17 protein-coding genes are annotated in these 19047 nt (G+C 64.7%); 10 read left to right on the top strand and 7 right to left on the bottom strand.

All coding sequences use genetic code 11. The annotated features are described in order from the left end of the window. Nucleotides 1–122: 122 nt before the first annotated feature. Nucleotides 123–977 (bottom strand): sulfurtransferase, encoded by an 855-nt coding sequence (locus DK261_RS12195; protein WP_110175764.1) that lies wholly within the window; start codon nt 975–977, stop codon nt 123–125. 39 nt (nt 978–1016) lie between these two features. Beyond that, nucleotides 1017–1688: a TetR/AcrR family transcriptional regulator gene (locus tag DK261_RS12190; protein ID WP_038575050.1), complete on the bottom strand. Its 672-nt coding sequence runs from the start codon at nt 1686–1688 to the stop codon at nt 1017–1019. A gap of 145 nt (nt 1689–1833) precedes the next feature. On the opposite strand from DK261_RS12190, the gene DK261_RS12185 reads away from it, so the two are divergent. The 5 genes from DK261_RS12185 (at nt 1834) to DK261_RS12165 (ending at nt 6551) form a co-directional block, all read left to right on the top strand. Next, the gene (locus tag DK261_RS12185) at nt 1834–3264 is read left to right on the top strand and encodes a coniferyl aldehyde dehydrogenase (protein ID WP_110175763.1); all 1431 of its coding nucleotides are present in this window, start codon (nt 1834–1836) and stop codon (nt 3262–3264) included. Between the two features lie 27 nt (nt 3265–3291). Beyond that, nucleotides 3292–3837, top strand: coding sequence for a twin-arginine translocation pathway signal protein (locus DK261_RS12180; protein WP_110175762.1), 546 nt, complete (start codon nt 3292–3294; stop codon nt 3835–3837). 113 nt (nt 3838–3950) lie between these two features. Next, a complete protein-coding gene (locus tag DK261_RS12175) occupies nt 3951–5546 on the top strand; it encodes a GMC family oxidoreductase (protein WP_110175761.1) in 1596 nt (531 codons plus the stop codon). 115 nt (nt 5547–5661) lie between these two features. Continuing rightward, nucleotides 5662–6141, top strand: a complete 480-nt coding sequence (gene coaD, locus DK261_RS12170; protein WP_003229157.1) for a pantetheine-phosphate adenylyltransferase — start codon at nt 5662–5664, stop codon at nt 6139–6141. Nucleotides 6142–6299: 158 nt separating this feature from the next. Continuing rightward, nucleotides 6300–6551, top strand: a complete 252-nt coding sequence (locus DK261_RS12165; RefSeq protein ID WP_007921257.1) for a YfhL family 4Fe-4S dicluster ferredoxin — start codon at nt 6300–6302, stop codon at nt 6549–6551. A gap of 106 nt (nt 6552–6657) precedes the next feature. Here the strand turns inward: DK261_RS12165 and mutM are convergent, their stop codons facing one another. Continuing rightward, the gene (gene mutM, locus DK261_RS12160; protein ID WP_007921258.1) at nt 6658–7470 is read right to left on the bottom strand and encodes a bifunctional DNA-formamidopyrimidine glycosylase/DNA-(apurinic or apyrimidinic site) lyase; all 813 of its coding nucleotides are present in this window, start codon (nt 7468–7470) and stop codon (nt 6658–6660) included. Nucleotides 7471–7504: 34 nt separating this feature from the next. Continuing rightward, a complete protein-coding gene (locus DK261_RS12155) occupies nt 7505–8317 on the bottom strand; it encodes an HDOD domain-containing protein (RefSeq protein ID WP_164485217.1) in 813 nt (270 codons plus the stop codon). A 264-nt stretch (nt 8318–8581) separates the two neighbouring features. Here DK261_RS12155 and DK261_RS12150 point away from each other — a divergent pair, with 264 nt between their 5' ends. After that, a complete protein-coding gene (locus DK261_RS12150; protein WP_007921262.1) occupies nt 8582–9778 on the top strand; it encodes a class I SAM-dependent rRNA methyltransferase in 1197 nt (398 codons plus the stop codon). 84 nt (nt 9779–9862) lie between these two features. On the opposite strand, the gene DK261_RS12145 is transcribed toward DK261_RS12150, so the two are convergent. Further along, nucleotides 9863–10426, bottom strand: a complete 564-nt coding sequence (locus DK261_RS12145; protein ID WP_110175760.1) for a hypothetical protein — start codon at nt 10424–10426, stop codon at nt 9863–9865. 310 nt (nt 10427–10736) lie between these two features. Between DK261_RS12145 and ilvD the strand changes: the two genes are divergently transcribed. Beyond that, nucleotides 10737–12578, top strand: a complete 1842-nt coding sequence (gene ilvD / locus DK261_RS12140; RefSeq protein ID WP_110175759.1) for a dihydroxy-acid dehydratase — start codon at nt 10737–10739, stop codon at nt 12576–12578. 155 nt (nt 12579–12733) lie between these two features. On the opposite strand, the gene DK261_RS12135 is transcribed toward ilvD, so the two are convergent. Beyond that, a complete protein-coding gene (locus DK261_RS12135) occupies nt 12734–13789 on the bottom strand; it encodes a phosphorylcholine phosphatase (RefSeq protein ID WP_053270140.1) in 1056 nt (351 codons plus the stop codon). A 240-nt stretch (nt 13790–14029) separates the two neighbouring features. On the opposite strand from DK261_RS12135, the gene DK261_RS12130 reads away from it, so the two are divergent. Then, complete coding sequence (locus DK261_RS12130) at nt 14030–15421, top strand: L-cystine transporter (RefSeq protein ID WP_016704825.1); 1392 nt, start codon at nt 14030–14032, stop codon at nt 15419–15421. Between the two features lie 204 nt (nt 15422–15625). On the opposite strand, the gene DK261_RS12125 is transcribed toward DK261_RS12130, so the two are convergent. Then, the gene (locus DK261_RS12125; RefSeq protein WP_096375718.1) at nt 15626–16138 is read right to left on the bottom strand and encodes a dihydrofolate reductase; all 513 of its coding nucleotides are present in this window, start codon (nt 16136–16138) and stop codon (nt 15626–15628) included. 96 nt (nt 16139–16234) lie between these two features. Between DK261_RS12125 and DK261_RS12120 the strand changes: the two genes are divergently transcribed. Next, nucleotides 16235–17614 (top strand): DUF2868 domain-containing protein, encoded by a 1380-nt coding sequence (locus tag DK261_RS12120; RefSeq protein ID WP_101283856.1) that lies wholly within the window; start codon nt 16235–16237, stop codon nt 17612–17614. Further along, the gene (locus DK261_RS12115) at nt 17607–18995 is read left to right on the top strand and encodes a GTPase/DUF3482 domain-containing protein (protein ID WP_110175758.1); all 1389 of its coding nucleotides are present in this window, start codon (nt 17607–17609) and stop codon (nt 18993–18995) included. The genes DK261_RS12120 and DK261_RS12115 overlap by 8 nt, the downstream gene beginning before the upstream one ends. Nucleotides 18996–19047 lie beyond the last annotated feature (52 nt).

Genomic DNA, 19047 nt, shown 5'->3' with positions numbered 1-19047 from the left:
AACAGCACCTGTCCCCTGTAGGAGCGAAGCTTGCTCGCGAAAAATGTCTCAGGCGACGCGGTCCAGCAGAAACAACGCAGCGCCTGGATCGCGAGCAAGTTTCGCTCCTACGGTAAGGGGATTCAGTCGCCCGTGGCGACCGCGCGCTGCGGATCGGTGATCCATTCGCTCCAGGAGCCGGCATACAACTTGCCCAGGGGATAACCGGCCAGGCACAGGGCGAACAGGTTGTGACAGGCAGTCACGCCCGAGCCGCAGTACGCCACCAGTTCGGTCGGCGCACGCTCGCCCAGCTTCGCGGCAAAACGCTTCTTGAGCTGATCGGCCGGCAGGAAACGGCCGTCGCTGTCCAGGTTGTCGGTGAACGCCGCACATTGCGCGCCGGGGATATGCCCGGCCATCGGGTCGATCGGCTCCACCTCGCCGCGAAAGCGTGGCTGGGCGCGGGCGTCGAGCAGGGTCAGGGTCGGCTGGCCGAGGCGTTTTTGCAGCTGCTCGGCACTCAGCAGCAGGGTTTTGTCGGGCTGGCCCGTGAAATGGCCGAGAACATTGGTCGGCGGATCCAGGCTCAACGGCAGGCCCGCGGCGTGCCAGGCTTTCAAGCCGCCATCGAGGATGAACACACCGTCGCGCTTGCCCAGCCAGGCCAGCAGCCACCAGGCGCGGGCGGCATAGGCACCGGGGCCGTCGTCGTAGAGCACGATGTCGCTGTCGGCGTCGATGCCCCAGGCCTGCAGGCGCGCGATCAGCGTCGCCGGTTCGGGTAGCGGATGGCGCCCGGTCATGCCCTTGACCACCCGCCCACTGAGATCGCGCTCCAGGTCGGCAAAATGCGCGCCGGCCAGATGCCCGCTGGCATAACTGCGTTGGCCGTAATCCGGGTCTTCCAGGGCAAAACGACAATCGAGAATCACCAGCCCGGGCTGCTCCAGGCGAGCGGCCAATTGCTGTGGACTGATCAGTTGCGCGATGGGCATGACGGGCTCCAGTAATTGAACGATGACTTGATCCAGATCCTACTGCACTTCTTCCAGGGCTTGCGCGAGGGGCACGTAAAACTCGTCGTATAGCGCATCGACCGCCTCCCGGGCGTGGTCGGTGACAAATCCGGCCTCCAGCACCAGCACCTGGTACACACCGCGCTTGATGGCTTCTTCGCTCAGGTGCGCGGAGTTTTCCCGGGTGGTGCACAAAAAACGCACCCAGGAAGTGAGAATGATCCAGGCATTGAGGGTCAGGGACTCGATCTGCACCTTGTCCATCCGCAGGATGCCGGCCTCGACGAAACCTTCGTAGATCGCCGTGCCGTGGATCAGGCAGCGCTGGGAGAAGCGTCGGTAACGGGCGGCCAGTTCGGCGTCGCTGTCGAGCAGGTGTTCCAGGTCGCGGTGCAGGAAGCGATAGCGCCACATGGCGGCCAGCAGTTCCTGCAGGTAATAGCGCTTGTCCTCCACGGTCACGCTGCGGCCCTGGGGCAGGCGCAGGAAGCTGTCAACCAGGGCTTCGTACTCGCAGAACAGCACGGCGATAATCGCCTGCTTGTTGGGGAAGTGGTAATACAGGTTGCCCGGCGAAATCTCCATGTGGGCGGCAATGTGATTGGTGCTGACACTGCGTTCGCCTTGCTGGTTGAACAGCTCCAGGCTGTTCTGGACGATACGTTCGCGGGTTTTTATGCGTGGGGCCATGAGCGTGGGCTTTAATCGAGAAGGCATTGCCCGGCATCTTACGACCTATCCCCGATGGGATAAATCAAAGCTGGCCCGGGATCTCATTTGACATTTTAGAGTATAAACTCTAAAAATCTCCCACCCACAAAAACCGGAGCCGCCCATGTCTGCCGAAATCGCCTACTTGCCGGAAGCCCACCAGCAGCTGGATGAGCTCCACCGTCTGTTCGCTATCCAGCGCCAGGCCTTCGCGGCCAACCCCATGCCACCGGCCGGCCAGCGCCAGCAATGGCTCAAGAGCCTGCGCGACCTGCTCGACAGCGAACGCCAGGCCCTGATCGAGGCCATCAGCGAAGACTTCAGCCATCGCAGCGCCGACGAAACCCTGCTCGCCGAAATCATGCCCAGCCTGCAGGGTATCCACTACGCCAGCAAACACCTCAAGGGCTGGATGAAACCTTCGCGGCGCAAAGTCGGCGTGGCCTTCCAGCCGGCCTCGGCCAAGGTCGTCTACCAGCCATTGGGCGTGGTCGGGGTGATCGTGCCGTGGAACTACCCGCTGTTCCTGGCCATCGGCCCGCTGGTCGGCGCGCTCGCCGCCGGCAACCGGGTATTGCTCAAGCTCAGCGAATCGACCCCCGCCACCGGCCTGCTGCTCAAGCGCCTGCTGGCCAAGGCGTTCCCCGAGGACCTGGTCGCCGTGGTGCTGGGCGAAGCCGACGTGGGCGTGGCCTTCTCCCGGCTGCCTTTCGATCACCTGCTGTTCACCGGCGCCACCAGCATCGGCAAGCACGTGATGCGCGCTGCGGCGGAAAACCTGACCCCGGTGACCCTGGAGCTGGGCGGCAAATCCCCGGCCATCGTTTCCGACGACGTGCCGCTCAAGGACGCCGCCGAACGCATCGCCTTCGGCAAGACCATGAACGCCGGCCAGACCTGCGTCGCCCCGGACTACGTGCTGGTCCCGGAACACCGCGTCGGCGCCTTCGTCGACGCCTATCGCCAGGTGGTCCGGGGCTTCTTCCCGACCCTGGTCGACAACCCCGACTACACGGCGATCATCAACCCGCGGCAACTGGCGCGCCTGAACAGCTACATCAGCGACGCCACCAGCAAGGGTGCGCTGCTGATCCCGCTGTTCGAGGAGAACCAGGAACGGCGCATGGGCCACAGCCTGATGCTCAATGTCAGCGACGACATGACGGTGATGCAGGACGAGATCTTCGGCCCGATCCTGCCGATCGTGCCCTACACCGGCCTGGACCAGGCCTTCGCCTACATCAACCAGCGCCCTCGCCCCCTGGCGCTCTACTACTTCGGCTACGACAAGGCCGAGCAGGAGCGGGTACTCAACGAAACCCACTCGGGCGGGGTCTGCCTCAACGACACTCTGCTGCACGTCGCCCAGGACGACATGCCGTTCGGCGGCATCGGCCACTCGGGCATGGGCCATTACCACGGTCACGAGGGTTTCCTGACCTTCAGCAAAGCCAAGGGTGTACTGAGCAAGCAGCGCCTGAATGCCGCGCGACTGATCTACCCGCCTTATGGCAAACCGATCCAGAAGCTGATCCAGAAGCTGTTCATCCGCTAACCAGACCATTGCCGGGTAATAACAATAATGACTCCCAGCCTGCCTGCAGCACCCGTACTGTCGCGCCGTGGCCTGTTGAAAATCGGCCTGTGCGCCAGCGCGTTCCTGACCACCGCCGGCCTCGGCGCCAGCCTCAGCGGCTGCTCGTACGGCACCGCGGCCAGCGGCTTTGCCGCATTGCGCAGCAGTGACCTGCCGGTGCTGCGGGCGCTGATCCCGGTCATGCTCGACGGCGCCGTGGCTGCCGAGAAGCTGCCGGCGGCGCTCGACGCCACCCTGAACAGCCTGGATCACAGCCTCGACCACTTGTCGCCGGAGATGCTCAAGCTCACCCGCCAGCTGTTCGACGTGCTGGGCATGGGCATCACCCGCGGCCCCCTGACCGGCATCTGGGGCAGTTGGGAAAACGCCAGCGCCGAAGACATCCGGCACTTCCTCGAACGCTGGGAAAACAGCTCCCTCAGCCTGCTGCGCATGGGCCACGCGTCCCTGCTGCAACTGGTGATGATGGCCTGGTACAGCCGCCCCGAATCCTGGGCCCATTGCGGTTATCCCGGGCCGCCCAGGATCTGACACCCGTAGCCGCTGCCGCAGGCTGCAATAAGCCCCGCAGGGGCTTGCTTTGCAGCCGATCGCAGTCTGCGGCAGCAGCTACAGAAATACAGAACAACTAGAGAGCGCCTGATATGCCCGTACCCGATCTGTTTCGCGAAGGCCTGGCCCGAGGCTGGAAAACCTACAACGGCTCGCAATTGCAGGAGGACCTGACCCTCGAAGCGGATGTCGCCATCATCGGCAGCGGCGCGGGCGGCGGCACCAGCGCCGAGATCCTCAGCGCCGCCGGCTACAAGGTGCTGCTGATCGAAGAAGGGCCGCTCAAGACCAGCGACGACTTCAAGATGCTCGAGGACCAGGCCTACGCCAGCCTCTATCAGGAAGGCATCGGCCGCGTGAGCAAGGATGGCGCCATCACCATCCTGCAAGGCCGCGCGGTCGGTGGCACCACCCTGATCAACTGGACCTCCAGCTTCCGTACCCCCGAGCCGACCCTGGAGCACTGGGCCAAGGAGCACGGCGTCAAGGGCCACAGCCCGGCCGAGATGGCGCCCTGGTTCGAAAAAATGGAGCAGCGCCTGGGGGTCGCTCCGTGGATCATGCCGCCCAACGCCAACAACGACGTGATCAGGATCGGCTGCGAGAAGCTCGGCTACAGCTGGCACGTGATCCCGCGCAACGTGCGCGGCTGCTGGAACCTTGGCTATTGCGGCATGGGCTGCCCGACCAACGCCAAGCAGTCGATGATGGTCACCACCATTCCCGCGACCCTGGAGAAAGGCGGCGAGCTGCTGTACCTGGCCCGCGCCGAGCGCTTGCAGATCAAGGGCGACCAGGTCGAAAGCCTGCTCTGCCTGGCCATGGACGAGCGCTGCGTGGCGCCCACCGGGCGCACCATCAAGGTCAAGGCCCGGCACTACGTGCTGGCCGGTGGCGGCATCAACAGCCCGGCCCTGCTGCTGCGCTCCGACGCGGCCGATCCGCACAAACGCCTGGGCAAACGCACCTTCCTGCACCTGGTGAACTTCTCCGCCGGGCAGTTCGACCAGGTGATCAACCCGTTCTACGGTGCGCCGCAGTCGATCTACTCCGATCATTTCCAGTGGCAGGACGGCGCCACTGGCAAGATGTCCTACAAGCTCGAGGTGCCACCGCTGCAACCGGCGCTGGCCGCCACCCTGCTCGGCGGTTTCGGCCCGCAAAGCGCGCTGAACATGCAGCAGTTGCCCCACACCCACGCCATGCTCGCGCTGCTGCGCGACGGTTTTCACCCGGACAGCAGCGGCGGCAGCGTGGAACTGCGCGGCGACGGTTCGCCGGTGCTCGACTATCAGGTCTCGGACTACGCCTGGGACGGCGTGCGCCGGGCCTTTCACAGCATGGCGCAGATCCAGTTCGCCGGCGGCGCCAAGGCGGTCATGCCGATGCACAGCGATGCCCGCTACGTGAAGACCCTGGCCGAGGCCAGGACCCTGATCGACGGCCTGAACCTTGCGCTGTACCGCACCCGCCTGGGCAGCGCCCATGTGATGGGCGGTTGCGCCATGGGCGAAGACCCGAAAAACGCTGTCGCCGACAGCCTGGGCCGCCATCACCAACTGGCCAATCTGTCGATCCACGACGGTTCGCTGTTCCCCACCAGCATCGGTGCCAACCCGCAATTGTCGGTCTACGGCCTGACCGCGCAACTGGCCACGGCCCTGGCCGAACGGCTGAAAAGCAGGTGAAAACGCCGCTTATTTTCGTCGTCTATAGTGCTTTCTTCCGTTACAGGCGACTTGGCCGACCGGAAAGGCTGCGATACCATCCGACTCCCCAACGGACTCCCGCCAGGACGACGCGATGAACCGAGTGTTGTACCCAGGTACCTTCGACCCTATTACCAAGGGCCATGGCGATCTGGTCGAACGCGCCTCGCGCCTGTTCGATCATGTGATCATCGCCGTCGCCGCCAGCCCGAAGAAAAACCCGCTTTTTCCCCTGGAACAGCGTGTGGAACTGGCTCGCGAGGTCACCAAGCATCTGCCGAACGTTGAAGTCGTCGGTTTTTCCACGCTGCTGGCGCATTTCGCCAAGGAGCAGAACGCCAATGTCTTCCTGCGGGGGCTGCGGGCGGTTTCGGACTTCGAATACGAATTCCAGCTGGCCAACATGAACCGCCAACTGGCGCCGGACGTGGAAAGCCTGTTCCTCACGCCGTCTGAACGTTATTCGTTCATTTCCTCGACCCTGGTCCGGGAAATCGCGGCATTGGGCGGCGATATCAGCAAGTTCGTGCATCCGGCCGTGGCCGACGCCCTGACCCTGCGCTTCAAGAAATAACCCCCGCGGGAGCTGGCGCAGCCTGCGCCAGCTCCCGCGCAGTCGACCTGCAAACGCCCCTCCCATCGAGCCCCGCGTGCACTGCGCTCGCCAATGCGGCACAATTGCGCCATTGGTTTTTCAAATGCCTGGGCCCGCCGCCCTGGCCGGAGTGCCCCATGTCCCTGATCATCACCGACGATTGCATCAACTGCGACGTCTGCGAACCCGAGTGCCCGAACGCCGCGATTTCCCAAGGCGAAGAGATCTACGTGATCGACCCGAACCTGTGCACCCAATGTGTCGGCCACTATGACGAGCCGCAATGCCAGCAGGTCTGCCCGGTGGATTGCATCCCACTGGACGAGGCCCACCCGGAAACCGAAGAAGAGTTGATGGCCAAGTACCGGAAGATCACCGGCAAGGCTTGAGAAATTTAGCGTCTGGCTGGACGCCTTCGCGGGCAAGTCGGATCGCCGCCCGCTCGCCCCTACAGGGTTTTGCTTCTGTAGGAGCGAGGCTTGCCCGCGATGCTTTTCAGCTCTGGCATTTAGGGCAGAACACGCTCGCACGCTGCCCCAGCTTGATCTCGCGCAGCCCCGTGCCACAGACCTTGCAGTGTTCCCCGCCACGCCCGTAGACGAACAGTTCCTGCTGGAAATAGCCCGGCTGCCCGTCGCCGCCGATAAAGTCGCGCAGGGTGGTGCCACCGCGCTCGATGGCCGCGGCCAGGATACGTTTGATCTCGATCGCCAGCTTCAGGTAGCGCGCCCGGGAAATCCCCTTGGCTTCGCGACGCGGGTCGATGCCGGCGGCGAACAGCGCTTCGGTCGCGTAGATATTGCCCACCCCCACCACCACCGCGTTGTCCATGATGAACGGCTTGACCGCCATCGAACGTCCCCGCGACAGCTGATACAGGCGCTCGCCGTCGAACAGGTCGGTCAGCGGCTCCGGCCCCAGGCGGATCAGCAACTCGTGATTGAGCGGATCGAGGCTCCAGAGCATCGCGCCAAAGCGCCGCGGGTCGGTGTAGCGCAGTGCCAGGCCGGACTCCAGCTCGATATCGACATGCTCGTGCTTGGCCGCCGGCAGGCCGACTTCCACCAGGCGCAGGTTGCCCGACATACCCAGGTGACTGATCAGGGTGCCGACTTCGGCATTGATCAGCAGGTACTTGGCGCGGCGCTCGACCTTGACGATCTGCTGGCCGGACAGGCGCACATCGAGGTCCTCCGGAATCGGCCAGCGCAGACGCCGCTCGCGCACGATCACGCGGCTGACGCGCTGCCCTTCCAGGTGCGGCGCGATACCGCGCCGGGTGGTTTCGACTTCCGGTAATTCAGGCATGTGCGCCTCGTGTTCTCTATAACGTGGTCGGGAATCAGTGCGCGCCCAGTTCGCGCACGGTTTCCTTGAGGTTCTCGAAGTCATAGTCGGACAGGCCGACGTAATCGAGGATCAGATGGCCGATGCTGTTCCATTCATGATCATCGACCTGATTGCCCAGCACCCGGTAGGACGCGCAGATATGCTCGGCCATTTTCAGGATCGCCAGCAGGTTCTTCAGCTGGCTGTTGCGCGAAGACTCGTCGCTGAAGATCGCCAGGGCGTTGTGGTGATTGGCGATGGCGTTGGTCACATGCTCCGGCAGGCGCCAGGACTTGGCCGTGTAGTAACCGACCACCGCGTGGTTGGTATTGAACACACGGTTTTCCGTGTCCACCACCCGGTTCTCGGGGCCCGCGCTGGCGTAGGCCTCTTCCAGCACCGTCATGTAGTCGGGGAAGCGCTTGAGCATCAGCGGCACGCCGCAATCGTGGAACAGCCCCAGGGCATAGGCTTCGTCGACCGCTTGCGAGCCGGTGCGCTTGGCCAGGGTCAGGCAGGTCATCGCCACATCCTGGGCGGTGTCCCAGAAGCGGTTGAGGGTGACGATGGTTTCGTCGCTCATCTCGCCCTTGATCGACTGCGCGTTGATCAGGTTGATGATCGAACGGCTACCCAACAGGTTCACCGCGCGCTGGATCGAGGCGATCTTGTTGCTCAGCCCGTAATACGGCGAGTTGACGATTTTCAGCAGGGCGCCGGAAAGGCCCGGGTCCTGGGAGATCAGCCGCGCGATCACTTCCAGGTCAGGGTCGGGCATGTACTGCTCCATCTGCAAATCCACCATGATTTGCGGTTGGGGCGGCACGCTGATGCCTTGCAGGGCCTGTTGAATCTGTTCGGCGGAAAGCTCTTGGGACATAGATACGCACTCTGGACTAGGCGGCGATTCTAACCCTTTAAAAGGCGCCCATGGCCACCCGAAAGGAACTTTACAACGGGCGCCTCGGGGCAACGCCGGGGCAGGCGCGAGATATCCATGGCGGGTCTGCCCTGTCACCGCATATCCACTCGCCAGCCTCTCGGCGAGCGCAACACGTTATACTCCCGCTCTTTTTTCCGGAGCGACGTCATGTCCCTGCCAAGCCTGCGCCTCAAAGCCAACGCCGATCGCCGCCTGCGCGCCGGCCACCTGTGGGTCTACAGCAACGAAATCGATGTAGCCGCCACCCCACTCCACGGCTTCAAGGCAGGCGACCAGGCAGTGCTGGAAGCCGCCGGCGGCAAGCCGCTGGGCGTCGTCGCCATGAGCCCGAACAACCTGATCTGCGCCCGCCTGCTGTCGCGCGACGCCAAGCTGGCGCTGGACAAGTCGCTGCTGGTGCACCGCCTGAACGTGGCCCTGTCGCTGCGCGAGCGCCTGTTCGACAAGCCGTTCTACCGCCTGGTCTACGGCGATTCCGACCTGTTGCCGGGCCTGGTGGTCGACCGCTTCGGCGACATCCTCGTGGTGCAGCTGGCGTCAGCGACCATGGAACAGCACAAGGACGACGTGATCGCCGCCCTGGTCCAGGTGCTCAAGCCCAGCGGCATCCTGTTCAAGAACGACTCCGCCGCGCGTGACGCCGAAGGCCTCAACCGCTACGTGGAAACCGTGTTCGGCCTGGTGCCGGAATGGGTCGCCCTGGAAGAGAACGGCGTGAAGTTCGAAGCCCCGGTGATGGAAGGCCAGAAAACCGGCTGGTTCTACGACCACCGCATGAACCGCGCCCGCCTGGCGCCTTACGCCAAGGGCAAGCGCGTGCTGGACCTGTTCAGCTACATCGGTGGCTGGGGCGTGCAGGCCGGCGCCTTCGGTGCCAGCGAAGTGTTCTGTGTCGATGCCTCGGGCTTCGCCCTCGATGGCGTTGAACGCAACGCCGCCCTGAACGGCATCGCCGAGAAAGTCACCTGCATCGAAGGCGACGTATTCGAGGCCCTGAAAGAACTCAAGGCCGCCGAAGAGCGTTTCGACGTGATCGTGGCCGACCCGCCCGCCTTCATCAAACGCAAGAAAGACCTGAAGAACGGCGAAGGCGCCTACCGCCGCCTGAACGAACAGGCCATGCGCCTGCTCAGCAAGGACGGCATCCTGGTCAGCGCTTCGTGCTCGATGCACCTGCCGGAAGACGACCTGCAGAACATCCTGCTCACCAGCGCCCGCCACCTGGACCGCAATATCCAGCTGCTGGAACGCGGCGGCCAGGGCCCGGACCATCCGGTGCACCCGGCCATCCCGGAAACCCGCTACATCAAGAGCATCACCTGCCGCCTGCTGCCTAACAGCTGAGCCTGACTGGACGCCCCTTGCCCCACGCGGCAAGGGGCATCCATGCCGATTGCCCCCACCACCTCCTCACCCAATACTCAGCGCTCAAGCGACCTGTGCCCGACGGCGCGCGCGCCATAAAGCGCCGAGGAACATGGCGCCGGAGAACGCGAGGGTCGGCGCGGCAAAAAACGCCAGGGACAGGAGTCCGCTCTTGAAGGGGTCGAGGTGGCGGTGCTGAATCCATAGCTTGAACAGCCACTGCGCCAGCCAGGGCATTGGCAGAGCCAGCAGCACCCAGGCGCCGTTGCCGAGCAGCCGTCGCCACAGATGGTCACGCCCCTGCAGCAGCGTGGCACCGAGCAGGGTCATCAGCAGCAGGCCGGCTGTCACGCCGCCCCCCACGCCAAGGCTGAAGGGCAGACCACTGCAGGCCCACACCAGCCCCGCCGCACCCAACGCCACCAGTAGTATCGCGATCCAGGTCCGCGGCTGGCGTCGTTGCTCGGCCAGCAGTTGCAGCAGCCCGCCGCCCATCAACAGGCCAGCCGTCAGCGCACTCATGGCGACACCGGACAAGCCGCTGTAAAGGACGGCCCACATCAGCAGCAGGCCCTGCGCCAGGCCGACGACAAGGTAGAACCTCAGGGATCGCAGCGTCGCGGACATTCCAGCTCCATTGGAAGGTGATCGAAGGCCGGCGAGTCTAAACCAGTCCCTGATCGCCAGCTGCCCGATTCGATCTCCAGGCAATCGACGCCGTAGAGCGGCCACTGCATTCCTTCCTGGCGCCAGCGGTGTAGAATCGCGAGATTCATCGCCAGTCATCCCCCGGCGGGTTTATGAGCTCAGGCTGAGGCGCGCGGCGATCCCGCGGCGTCATCGGCAGCTTCAGGACACACGGCCATTTCTGAGTGTTCCAGAGGTCAATAGAAGCTCACTCCCCATTTGTTACCTGATTAGCCGCCCGGAGTGCTCCATGCCTGATTACCGCTCGAAAACATCCACCCACGGCCGCAACATGGCCGGCGCCCGCGCACTGTGGCGCGCCACGGGGATGAAAGATGACGACTTCAAGAAGCCGATCATCGCCATTGCCAACTCCTTCACCCAGTTCGTACCGGGCCACGTGCACCTCAAGGATCTGGGCCAGCTGGTCGCCCGCGAAATCGAACGCGCCGGCGGCGTGGCCAAGGAGTTCAACACCATCGCCGTGGATGACGGCATCGCCATGGGCCACGACGGCATGCTGTATTCGCTGCCGAGCCGCGAGATCATCGCCGACTCCGTGGAATACATGGTCAACGCCCACTGCGCCGACGCCATCGTCTGCATCTCCAACTGCGACAAGATCACCCCCGGCATGCTGATGGCCGCCCTGCGCCTGAACATCCCGGTGATCTTCGTCTCCGGCGGCCCGATGGAAGCCGGCAAGACCAAACTCGCCTCCCACGGCCTCGACCTGGTCGACGCCATGGTGATCGCCGCCGACTCCAGCGCTTCTGACGAGAAGGTTGCCGAGTACGAGCGCAGCGCCTGCCCGACCTGCGGTTCCTGCTCCGGCATGTTCACCGCCAACTCGATGAACTGCCTGACCGAGGCCCTGGGCCTGGCCCTGCCGGGCAACGGTTCGACCCTGGCCACCCACAGCGACCGCGAGCAGCTGTTCCTGCAGGCCGGCCGCACCATCGTCGAGCTGTGCAAGCGCTACTACGGCGAGAACGACGAGTCGGTGCTGCCGCGCAACATCGCCAACTTCAAGGCGTTCGAGAACGCCATGATGCTCGACATCGCCATGGGCGGTTCGACCAACACCATCCTGCACCTGCTGGCCGCCGCCCAGGAAGCCGAGATCGATTTCGACCTGCGCGACATCGACCGCCTGTCCCGCAGCGTGCCGCAGCTGTGCAAGGTGGCGCCGAACATCCAGAAGTACCACATGGAAGACGTGCACCGCGCCGGCGGCATCTTCAGCATCCTCGGTTCCCTGGCCCGCGGCGGCCTGCTGCACACCGACCTGCCGACCGTGCACAGCCGCAGCATGGAAGAAGCCATCGCCAAGTGGGACATCACCCAGACCAACGACGAAGCGGTGCACCACTTCTTCAAGGCAGGCCCGGCCGGCATCCCGACCCAGACCGCGTTCAGCCAGTCGACCCGCTGGCCGAGCCTCGACGACGACCGTGAACACGGCTGCATCCGCAGCGTCGAGCACGCCTACTCGAAAGAAGGCGGCCTGGCCGTGCTGTACGGCAACATCGCCCTGGACGGCTGCGTGGTGAAGACCGCCGGCGTCGACGAGTCGATCCACGTCTTCGAAGGCAACGCGAAGATCTTCGAAAGCCAGGACAGCGCGGTGCGCGGCATCCTCGCCGACGAAGTGAAGGAAGGCGACATCGTCATCATTCGCTACGAAGGTCCGAAAGGCGGCCCGGGCATGCAGGAAATGCTCTACCCGACCTCCTACCTGAAGTCCAAGGGCCTGGGCAAAGCCTGTGCCCTGCTGACCGACGGCCGCTTCTCCGGCGGTACCTCGGGCCTGTCCATCGGCCACGCTTCGCCGGAAGCTGCCGCGGGCGGCGCCATCGGCCTGGTCCAGGACGGCGACAAGGTGCTGATCGACATTCCGAACCGCTCGATCAACCTGTTGGTCAGCAACGAAGAACTGGCCACGCGCCGTGTCGAGCAGGACAAGAAAGGCTGGAAGCCCGCGGAAAAACGCCCACGCAAGGTGACCACCGCCCTGAAGGCCTACGCCCTGCTGGCCACCAGCGCCGACAAGGGCGCGGTGCGCAACAAGGCAATGCTCGACGGCCTGTGATTGCCTGCCGCTGAATGAAAATGCCCCGCCAAGTGCGGGGCATTTTTTTGCCTGGAGATCGGCCTCTGCGAGGCCTATCGCGGGCAAGCCTCGCTCCTACAGACGGCACTGATCCTGTAGGAACGAGGCTTGCCCGCGATGGGTTCAACCCGCTGTTACTGGATATCTTCCGGCTTGACGATCACCCAGTTCTTGTCCGCCGTCACCGGCAGCCCTTCCTTGGCCTGGGCCGCGGCGTGCTTGGCCATCATGCCGTTGATCTGCGCCATGTACTTGTCCTTGCGGTTGACCCACAGGTGGATGCCGCCCTTGGCCACGTCGACACCATGGAACAGCATGTAGCCGTCGCTGGTCGGGGTGTCGCCGCCCACCAGCACCGGTTTTTTCCACTCGTCGATGTAAGTCAGGATCGCTGCGTGCTTGCCGGCCATCCAGGTCGCCGGGGTCCACAGGTAAGGGGTCAGTTCCAGGCCGAGGTTGGCCTTCTCGTCATATTTGCCGGCGGTGATCTGCTTGCGCGCGGTGGTCAGCTCGCCGGTCTTGCGATCCTTGAGCAGGGTGGTCACGCCGATGACGTTCTGCGGCTTGACGTTGTAGCCGTACTTCGGATCGGAGGCGACCATGCGCACCAGTTCCTCGGAGGCGGCGGTCATCACGTAGACCTCGATGCCGTTCTCCATCAGCTTGTTGTACAGCTCTTTCTGGCCGGTGAAGATCTTCGGCGGATTGATCTCGGTGTTCTTGACCACGTCGCCTTCGAAATAAGTGGCCGGCACCGGTTTGCCCGAGGCCATCAGCTCGTCGACATAGCCCTTGAGTTCCTTGAGGGTGAAGCCGGAGAAGACTTGCGCCACCCAGGGGTAGCAGACCATGTCGTCGATTTCACAGAGGCGATAGTAGTAGCTGAACAGGCTTTCCTTGTGCTCGGCAGTGTCCTTGAACGGCATCAGCTTCAGGGAGGGGTCGAGGGTCTCGCGGGTGATCAGGCCCTTGTTCTCCATGAACGGCAGCAGCGACTCTTCCAGGTCGTAGCGGTAACTGGTGTTGTCCATGTCGAACACCGCGTAGTTACCCTTGTTGGCGTTGGCCGCGATCATCGCGTCCAGTTGCTTGGCCTGTTCCGCGGGCCAGTGCTTCAAGTCGGTGGCGAGAACCTGGCCGGCAAGGCCCAGGCAGAGTGCGGCAACCAGAAATTTCGGAGTGAGTTTCATCGGCGTTTTCTCCCTGATTTAAAGAGATCGACGCTAACAAATCGCTGTGACAATCCTCGCCTGTGGGCGACCGCCCGCGTCCTGATTCCGCCACCGGCATGTGCCTGAGCGTCAGCGGCTTATTCCAAAAACGACAGTCTCAATGCGTTTTTGATATTAATTCATTAGATATCAAGCTGTTAGGCTTGCCGGTTCGCAATCGCAGCCACAAGCGATTGGCACAAGTCTTATGGAGCCTCAATGAACCTGCCGCTGATCCTCAATCTGCTGGTGTTCCTCGCCTTGCTGCTGGGCCTGGCACAAACCCGTCACACCACCTGGAGCCTGGCCAAGAAGGTCCTGCTGGCGCTGGTGCTGGGCGTGGTCTTCGGTGTTGCCCTGCACAGCCTCTACGGTGCCGGCAACCCCATCCTGAAAACCTCCATCGGCTGGTTCGACCTGGTGGGCAACGGTTACGTGCAGCTGCTGCAGATGATCGTGATCCCGCTGGTGTTCGCCTCGATCCTCAGCGCCGTGGCGCGCCTGCACAACGCCTCGTCCCTGGGCAAAATCAGCTTCCTGACCATCGGCACCCTGCTGTTCACCACCGCCATCGCCGCGGTGATCGGCATCGCCCTGACCAACCTGTTCGGCCTGACCGCCGAAGGGCTGGTGGCCGGTACCCAGGAAATGGCTCGCCTGCAGGTGATCCAGAGCGATTACGCGGGCAAGGTCGCCGACCTGAATATCCCGCAGTTGCTGCTGTCCTTCATTCCGCAGAACCCCTTCGCCGACCTGGCCCGGGCCAAGCCGACCTCGATCATCAGCGTGGTGATCTTCGCCGCCTTCCTCGGTATCGCCGCCCTGCAACTGCTCAAGGACGACGCCGACAAGGGCCAGAAAGTGGTCAACGCCATCGACACCCTGCAAGCCTGGGTCACCCGCCTGGTGCGCCTGGTGATGAAGCTGACCCCTTACGGCGTGCTGGCGCTGATGACCAAGGTGGTCGCCAGTTCCAACCTGCAGGACATCATCAAGCTCGGCAGTTTCGTGGTGGTGTCCTACATCGGCCTGGGCCTGATGTTCGTGGTTCACGGCCTGCTGGTGTCGCTGGCCGGGATCAACCCGCTGCGCTTCTTCCGCAAGGTCTGGCCGGTGCTGACCTTTGCCTTCACCAGTCGCTCCAGCGCCGCGACCATCCCGCTGAGCATCGAGGCGCAGACCAGCCGCCTGGGCATTCCGCAGTCCATCGCCAGCTTCGCCGCCTCGTTCGGCGCGACCATCGGGCAGAACGGCTGCGCCGGCCTGTACCCGGCGATGCTGGCGGTGATGGTGGCCCCGACCGTCGGCATCAACCCGCTGGACCCGCTGTGGATCGCGACCCTGGTGGCGATAGTGACCTTGAGTTCGGCCGGGGTGGCCGGGGTGGGCGGTGGCGCGACCTTCGCCGCGCTGATCGTGCTGCCGGCCATGGGCTTGCCGGTGTCCCTGGTGGCGCTGCTGATTTCCGTGGAGCCGCTGATCGACATGGGCCGTACCGCACTGAACGTCAGCGGTTCGATGACTGCCGGTGCGATCACCAGCCAGATCATGCAGCAGACCGATAAAGAAAAGCTCGATGCCGATGAGCATGCGGAGCTGGCGCAGGCCTGATCTTTCAGCCCCGTTCCGGGTTCACGCCCGGAACGGGATCACGACCTGTAGCCGCTGCCGAGCTCGCGAGGCTGCGATCGACTGCGAAGCAGTCGTAAAACCAGACAACCTGTTTTTCCTGAAACACCGCGCGCTCAGGTTTTGCGAGGACTTCGTCCTCGATCGCAGCCTCGCGAGCTCGGCAGCGGCTACAGGGCTACGGGGTTAAACCCGCTCCCAGACTTCGAAGCTGTAGGCCGGCTTGTCGCCTTCCGCCGGGTTCGGCATGTCAGACACCAGTTTCCACTGCTGCTGATCGAACTCCGGGAACCACGCATCCCCTTCCGGGCTCAACGCCACGCGTGTCAGGTACAGGCGATCGGCCTGCTCCAGGCCCTGGGCATACAGCTGCGCCCCGCCGATCAGCATCAGCTCGGCGACGCCCTGCTCCAGCGCCCATTCCTCGGCACGCGCCACCGCGGCGTCCAGCGACGGGTACACCTCGGCGCCTTCGAGCCGTAGGTCGGCCTGGCGGCTGACCACGATATTCAGCCGCCCCGGCAGCGGACGCCCCAGCGAATCCCAGGTCTTGCGACCCATGATGATCGGCTTGCCCAGGGTGGTGGCCTTGAAGTATTTGAAATCCCCCGGCAAGTGCCAGGGCATGCTGTTGTCGACGCCGATCACGCGGTTTTCACCGAGGGCCGCGATCAGGCTGAGAGGGAGAGATTTTTTCATGCCGGCGAGGATACCAGAGGCTCGGTGCCCCGCAACGTACCCCGATCGGCGCGACAGCGGTTATGCTCACCCCTCATTTGAGCAACGGAATGACGTGTGACAGCACTGACCCCACTGGAAAAACTCTGGCTCACCGAAGCCGTACGCCTGCGTGAAGAACACGCCGGCGCCCTGGAGGACCAGGAAGCCAATCGCCTGGCGCGCACCGCTGGCGGCGATCTGGCGAGCCGCCTCCAATACCGCGCGCTGTGGCTGGCCGAACGCGACGGCCTGGCCGCTGCCCTGCGCCACTGGGTCCAGGGTGCGCGCCTGGCGCTGATGCTGCTGGCGCTGCTGGCCATCGTCAGCGGCGCCGGCCTGGCCTTCGCCGCCCTGGGCAACGGGCAGGCGCCGGTCAATGTGTTCTGGGCCCTGGGCAGCCTGCTCGGTCTCAACCTGCTCCTGTTGCTGAGCTGGGCCCTGGGCCTGCTGTTCGCCGGCGAACAGGGCGCCAGCCTCGGCCGCCTGTGGCTGTGGCTCAGCGCCAAGCTCGCCCGCGACGCCAAGGCCGCGCAGCTGGCGCCCGCCCTGCTGCTGTTGCTGCAACGGCGCAAACTCAATCGCTGGGCCATCGGCACCCTGGTCAACGGCTTGTGGCTGCTGGCCCTGCTCAGCGCCACGGCAATCCTGCTGATGCTGCTGATCACCAAGCGCTACGGGTTCTACTGGGAAAGCACCCTGCTCGGCGCGGATGCCTTCGTGGCGATGACCAACGCCCTCGCCGCCATACCCCGTGCCATAGGTTTTGGCGTACCGACCGTAGAGATGATTCACGCCAGCACCCGGGATGTTTACAACACTGAACTGGTGCGCCAGATGTGGGCCGTCTGGCTGGTGGCCTCGCTGATCATTTACGGCGTGCTGCCGCGCCTGCTGTTGATGCTGTTCTGTCGCTGGCGCTGGAAGCACGGGCAGGCGCGCCTGCAACTGGACCTCAACCTCCCCGGCTACAGCCAGCTGCGCGAAGCGTTGATGCCCAGCAGCGAACGCCTGGGGATCAACGATGCCGCCCCCGACTTGCTGCACCGTATCGAAGGCGGCGTCAGCGCGCAGGACAGCGATGGCGCCCTGCTGGTGGCCATCGAACTGGACGACCAGCGCCCCTGGCCACCGCCATTGCCGGCCACGGTGAAAGACGCCGGCATCCTCGACAGCCGCGAATCCCGGCACAAGCTGCTGGAACAGATGAGCCGCTTTCCGCCGGCGCGCCTGGCCATCGCCTGCGATCCACGGCGCTCGCCGGACCGTGGCAGCCTGGCGCTGATCGCCGAGCTGGCCCGCAGCGCCACTGCCACCCGGGTCTGGCTGCTGCAGGCGCCACCGGGCCAGGCGCTGGACGCCGAACGCCTGGGTGACTGGCAGGTGGCCCTGCAACAACTGGAGCTGCCATTCGCCGATTGCGTGCCGCTGAACTGGCTGGAGACCGGGCATGACTGATTCTCGCAAACCGCCGTTGAAGCTGGCGGTAGTCGGCCACACCAACGTCGGCAAGACCTCCCTGCTGCGTACCCTGACCCGGGACGTCGGCTTCGGCGAGGTCTCCCATCGCCCCAGCACCACCCGCCATGTCGAGGGCGCGCGGCTGTCGGTGGACGGCGAACCGCTGCTCGACCTGTACGACACCCCCGGCCTGGAAGACGCCATCGCCCTGCTCGACTACCTGGAACGCCTGGAGCACCCCGGCGAGCGCCTGGACGGCCCGGCCCGCCTGGTGCGGTTTCTCGAAGGCAGCGAGGCGCGCCAGCGTTTCGAACAGGAAGCCAAGGTGCTGCGCCAGCTGCTGGACTCCGACGCCGGGCTGTATGTGATCGATGCCCGCGAGCCGGTACTGGCCAAATACCGCGACGAACTGGAAGTCCTCGCCAGTTGCGGCAAGCCGCTGCTGCCGGTGCTGAATTTCGTCAGCAGCGCCGACCATCGCGAGCCGGACTGGCGCGAAGCCCTGGCCCGCCTGGGCCTGCACGCGCTGGTGCGGTTCGACAGCGTGGCGCCGCCGGAGGACGGCGAGCGGCGGCTGTATGAAAGCCTGGCGTTGCTCCTGGAAAGCTCGCGGCCACAGCTGGAACGCCTGATCGCCGATCAGCAGGCGCAGCGCCTGGCCCGCCAGCAAAGCGCCGCGCGGCTGATCGCCGAACTGCTGATCGATTGCGCCGCCTGCCGGCGCAGCGTGGTCAGCGAGGTCGAGCAGGAACAACAGGCCATTGGCGAACTGCGCAAGGCCGTGCGTCAACGTGAGCAGCGCTGCGTCGAATCGCTACTCAAGCTCTACGCCTTCCGCCCGCAGGATGCCGCCGCCAGCGATGTGCCGCTGCTCGACGGGCGTTGGGGCGATGACCTGTTCAACCCGGAAACCCTCAAGCAGCTGGGCGTGCGGGTCGGTGGCGGGATTGCTGCCGGCGCGGCGGCCGGGGCCGGCGTCGATCTGCTGGTGGGCGGCCTGACCCTGGGCGCGGCGGCCCTGGCCGGGGCGATTGCCGGTGGCGCGCTGCAAACCGCCCGCAGCTACGGCGGCCGCCTGCTGGGCAAACTCAAGGGCCAGCGCGAGCTGACCGTGGACGACAGCGTGCTGCGCCTGCTGGCCCTGCGCCAACGGCAACTGGTGCAGGCGCTGAATGTGCGCGGTCATGCGGCGCTGGGCAGCATCCAGCTGGCCACGCCCCAGGACCAGAGCTGGCGCGAGGGCAAGCTGCCGGAGGCACTGAACAAGGCCCGCGCCCATCCGCAGTGGTCGTCACTGAACCCGGCGCCGCGCCTGAGCCAGGCCGAGCGCCAGGAGCAGATCGAGGCGTTGGCGCAGAAGCTGGTGGTCGGGGATTAGGTTAGCGCCGTTCTCACGGACGCCATCGCGGGCAAGCCTCGCTCCTACAGAC

Source organism: Pseudomonas sp. RW409 (assembly GCF_003184125.1).
GTDB lineage: Bacteria > Pseudomonadota > Gammaproteobacteria > Pseudomonadales > Pseudomonadaceae > Aquipseudomonas > Aquipseudomonas chlororaphis_I.
The sequence above is the reverse complement of the archived record's forward strand: the minus strand, read 5'-3'. Positions and strand labels throughout refer to the sequence as shown.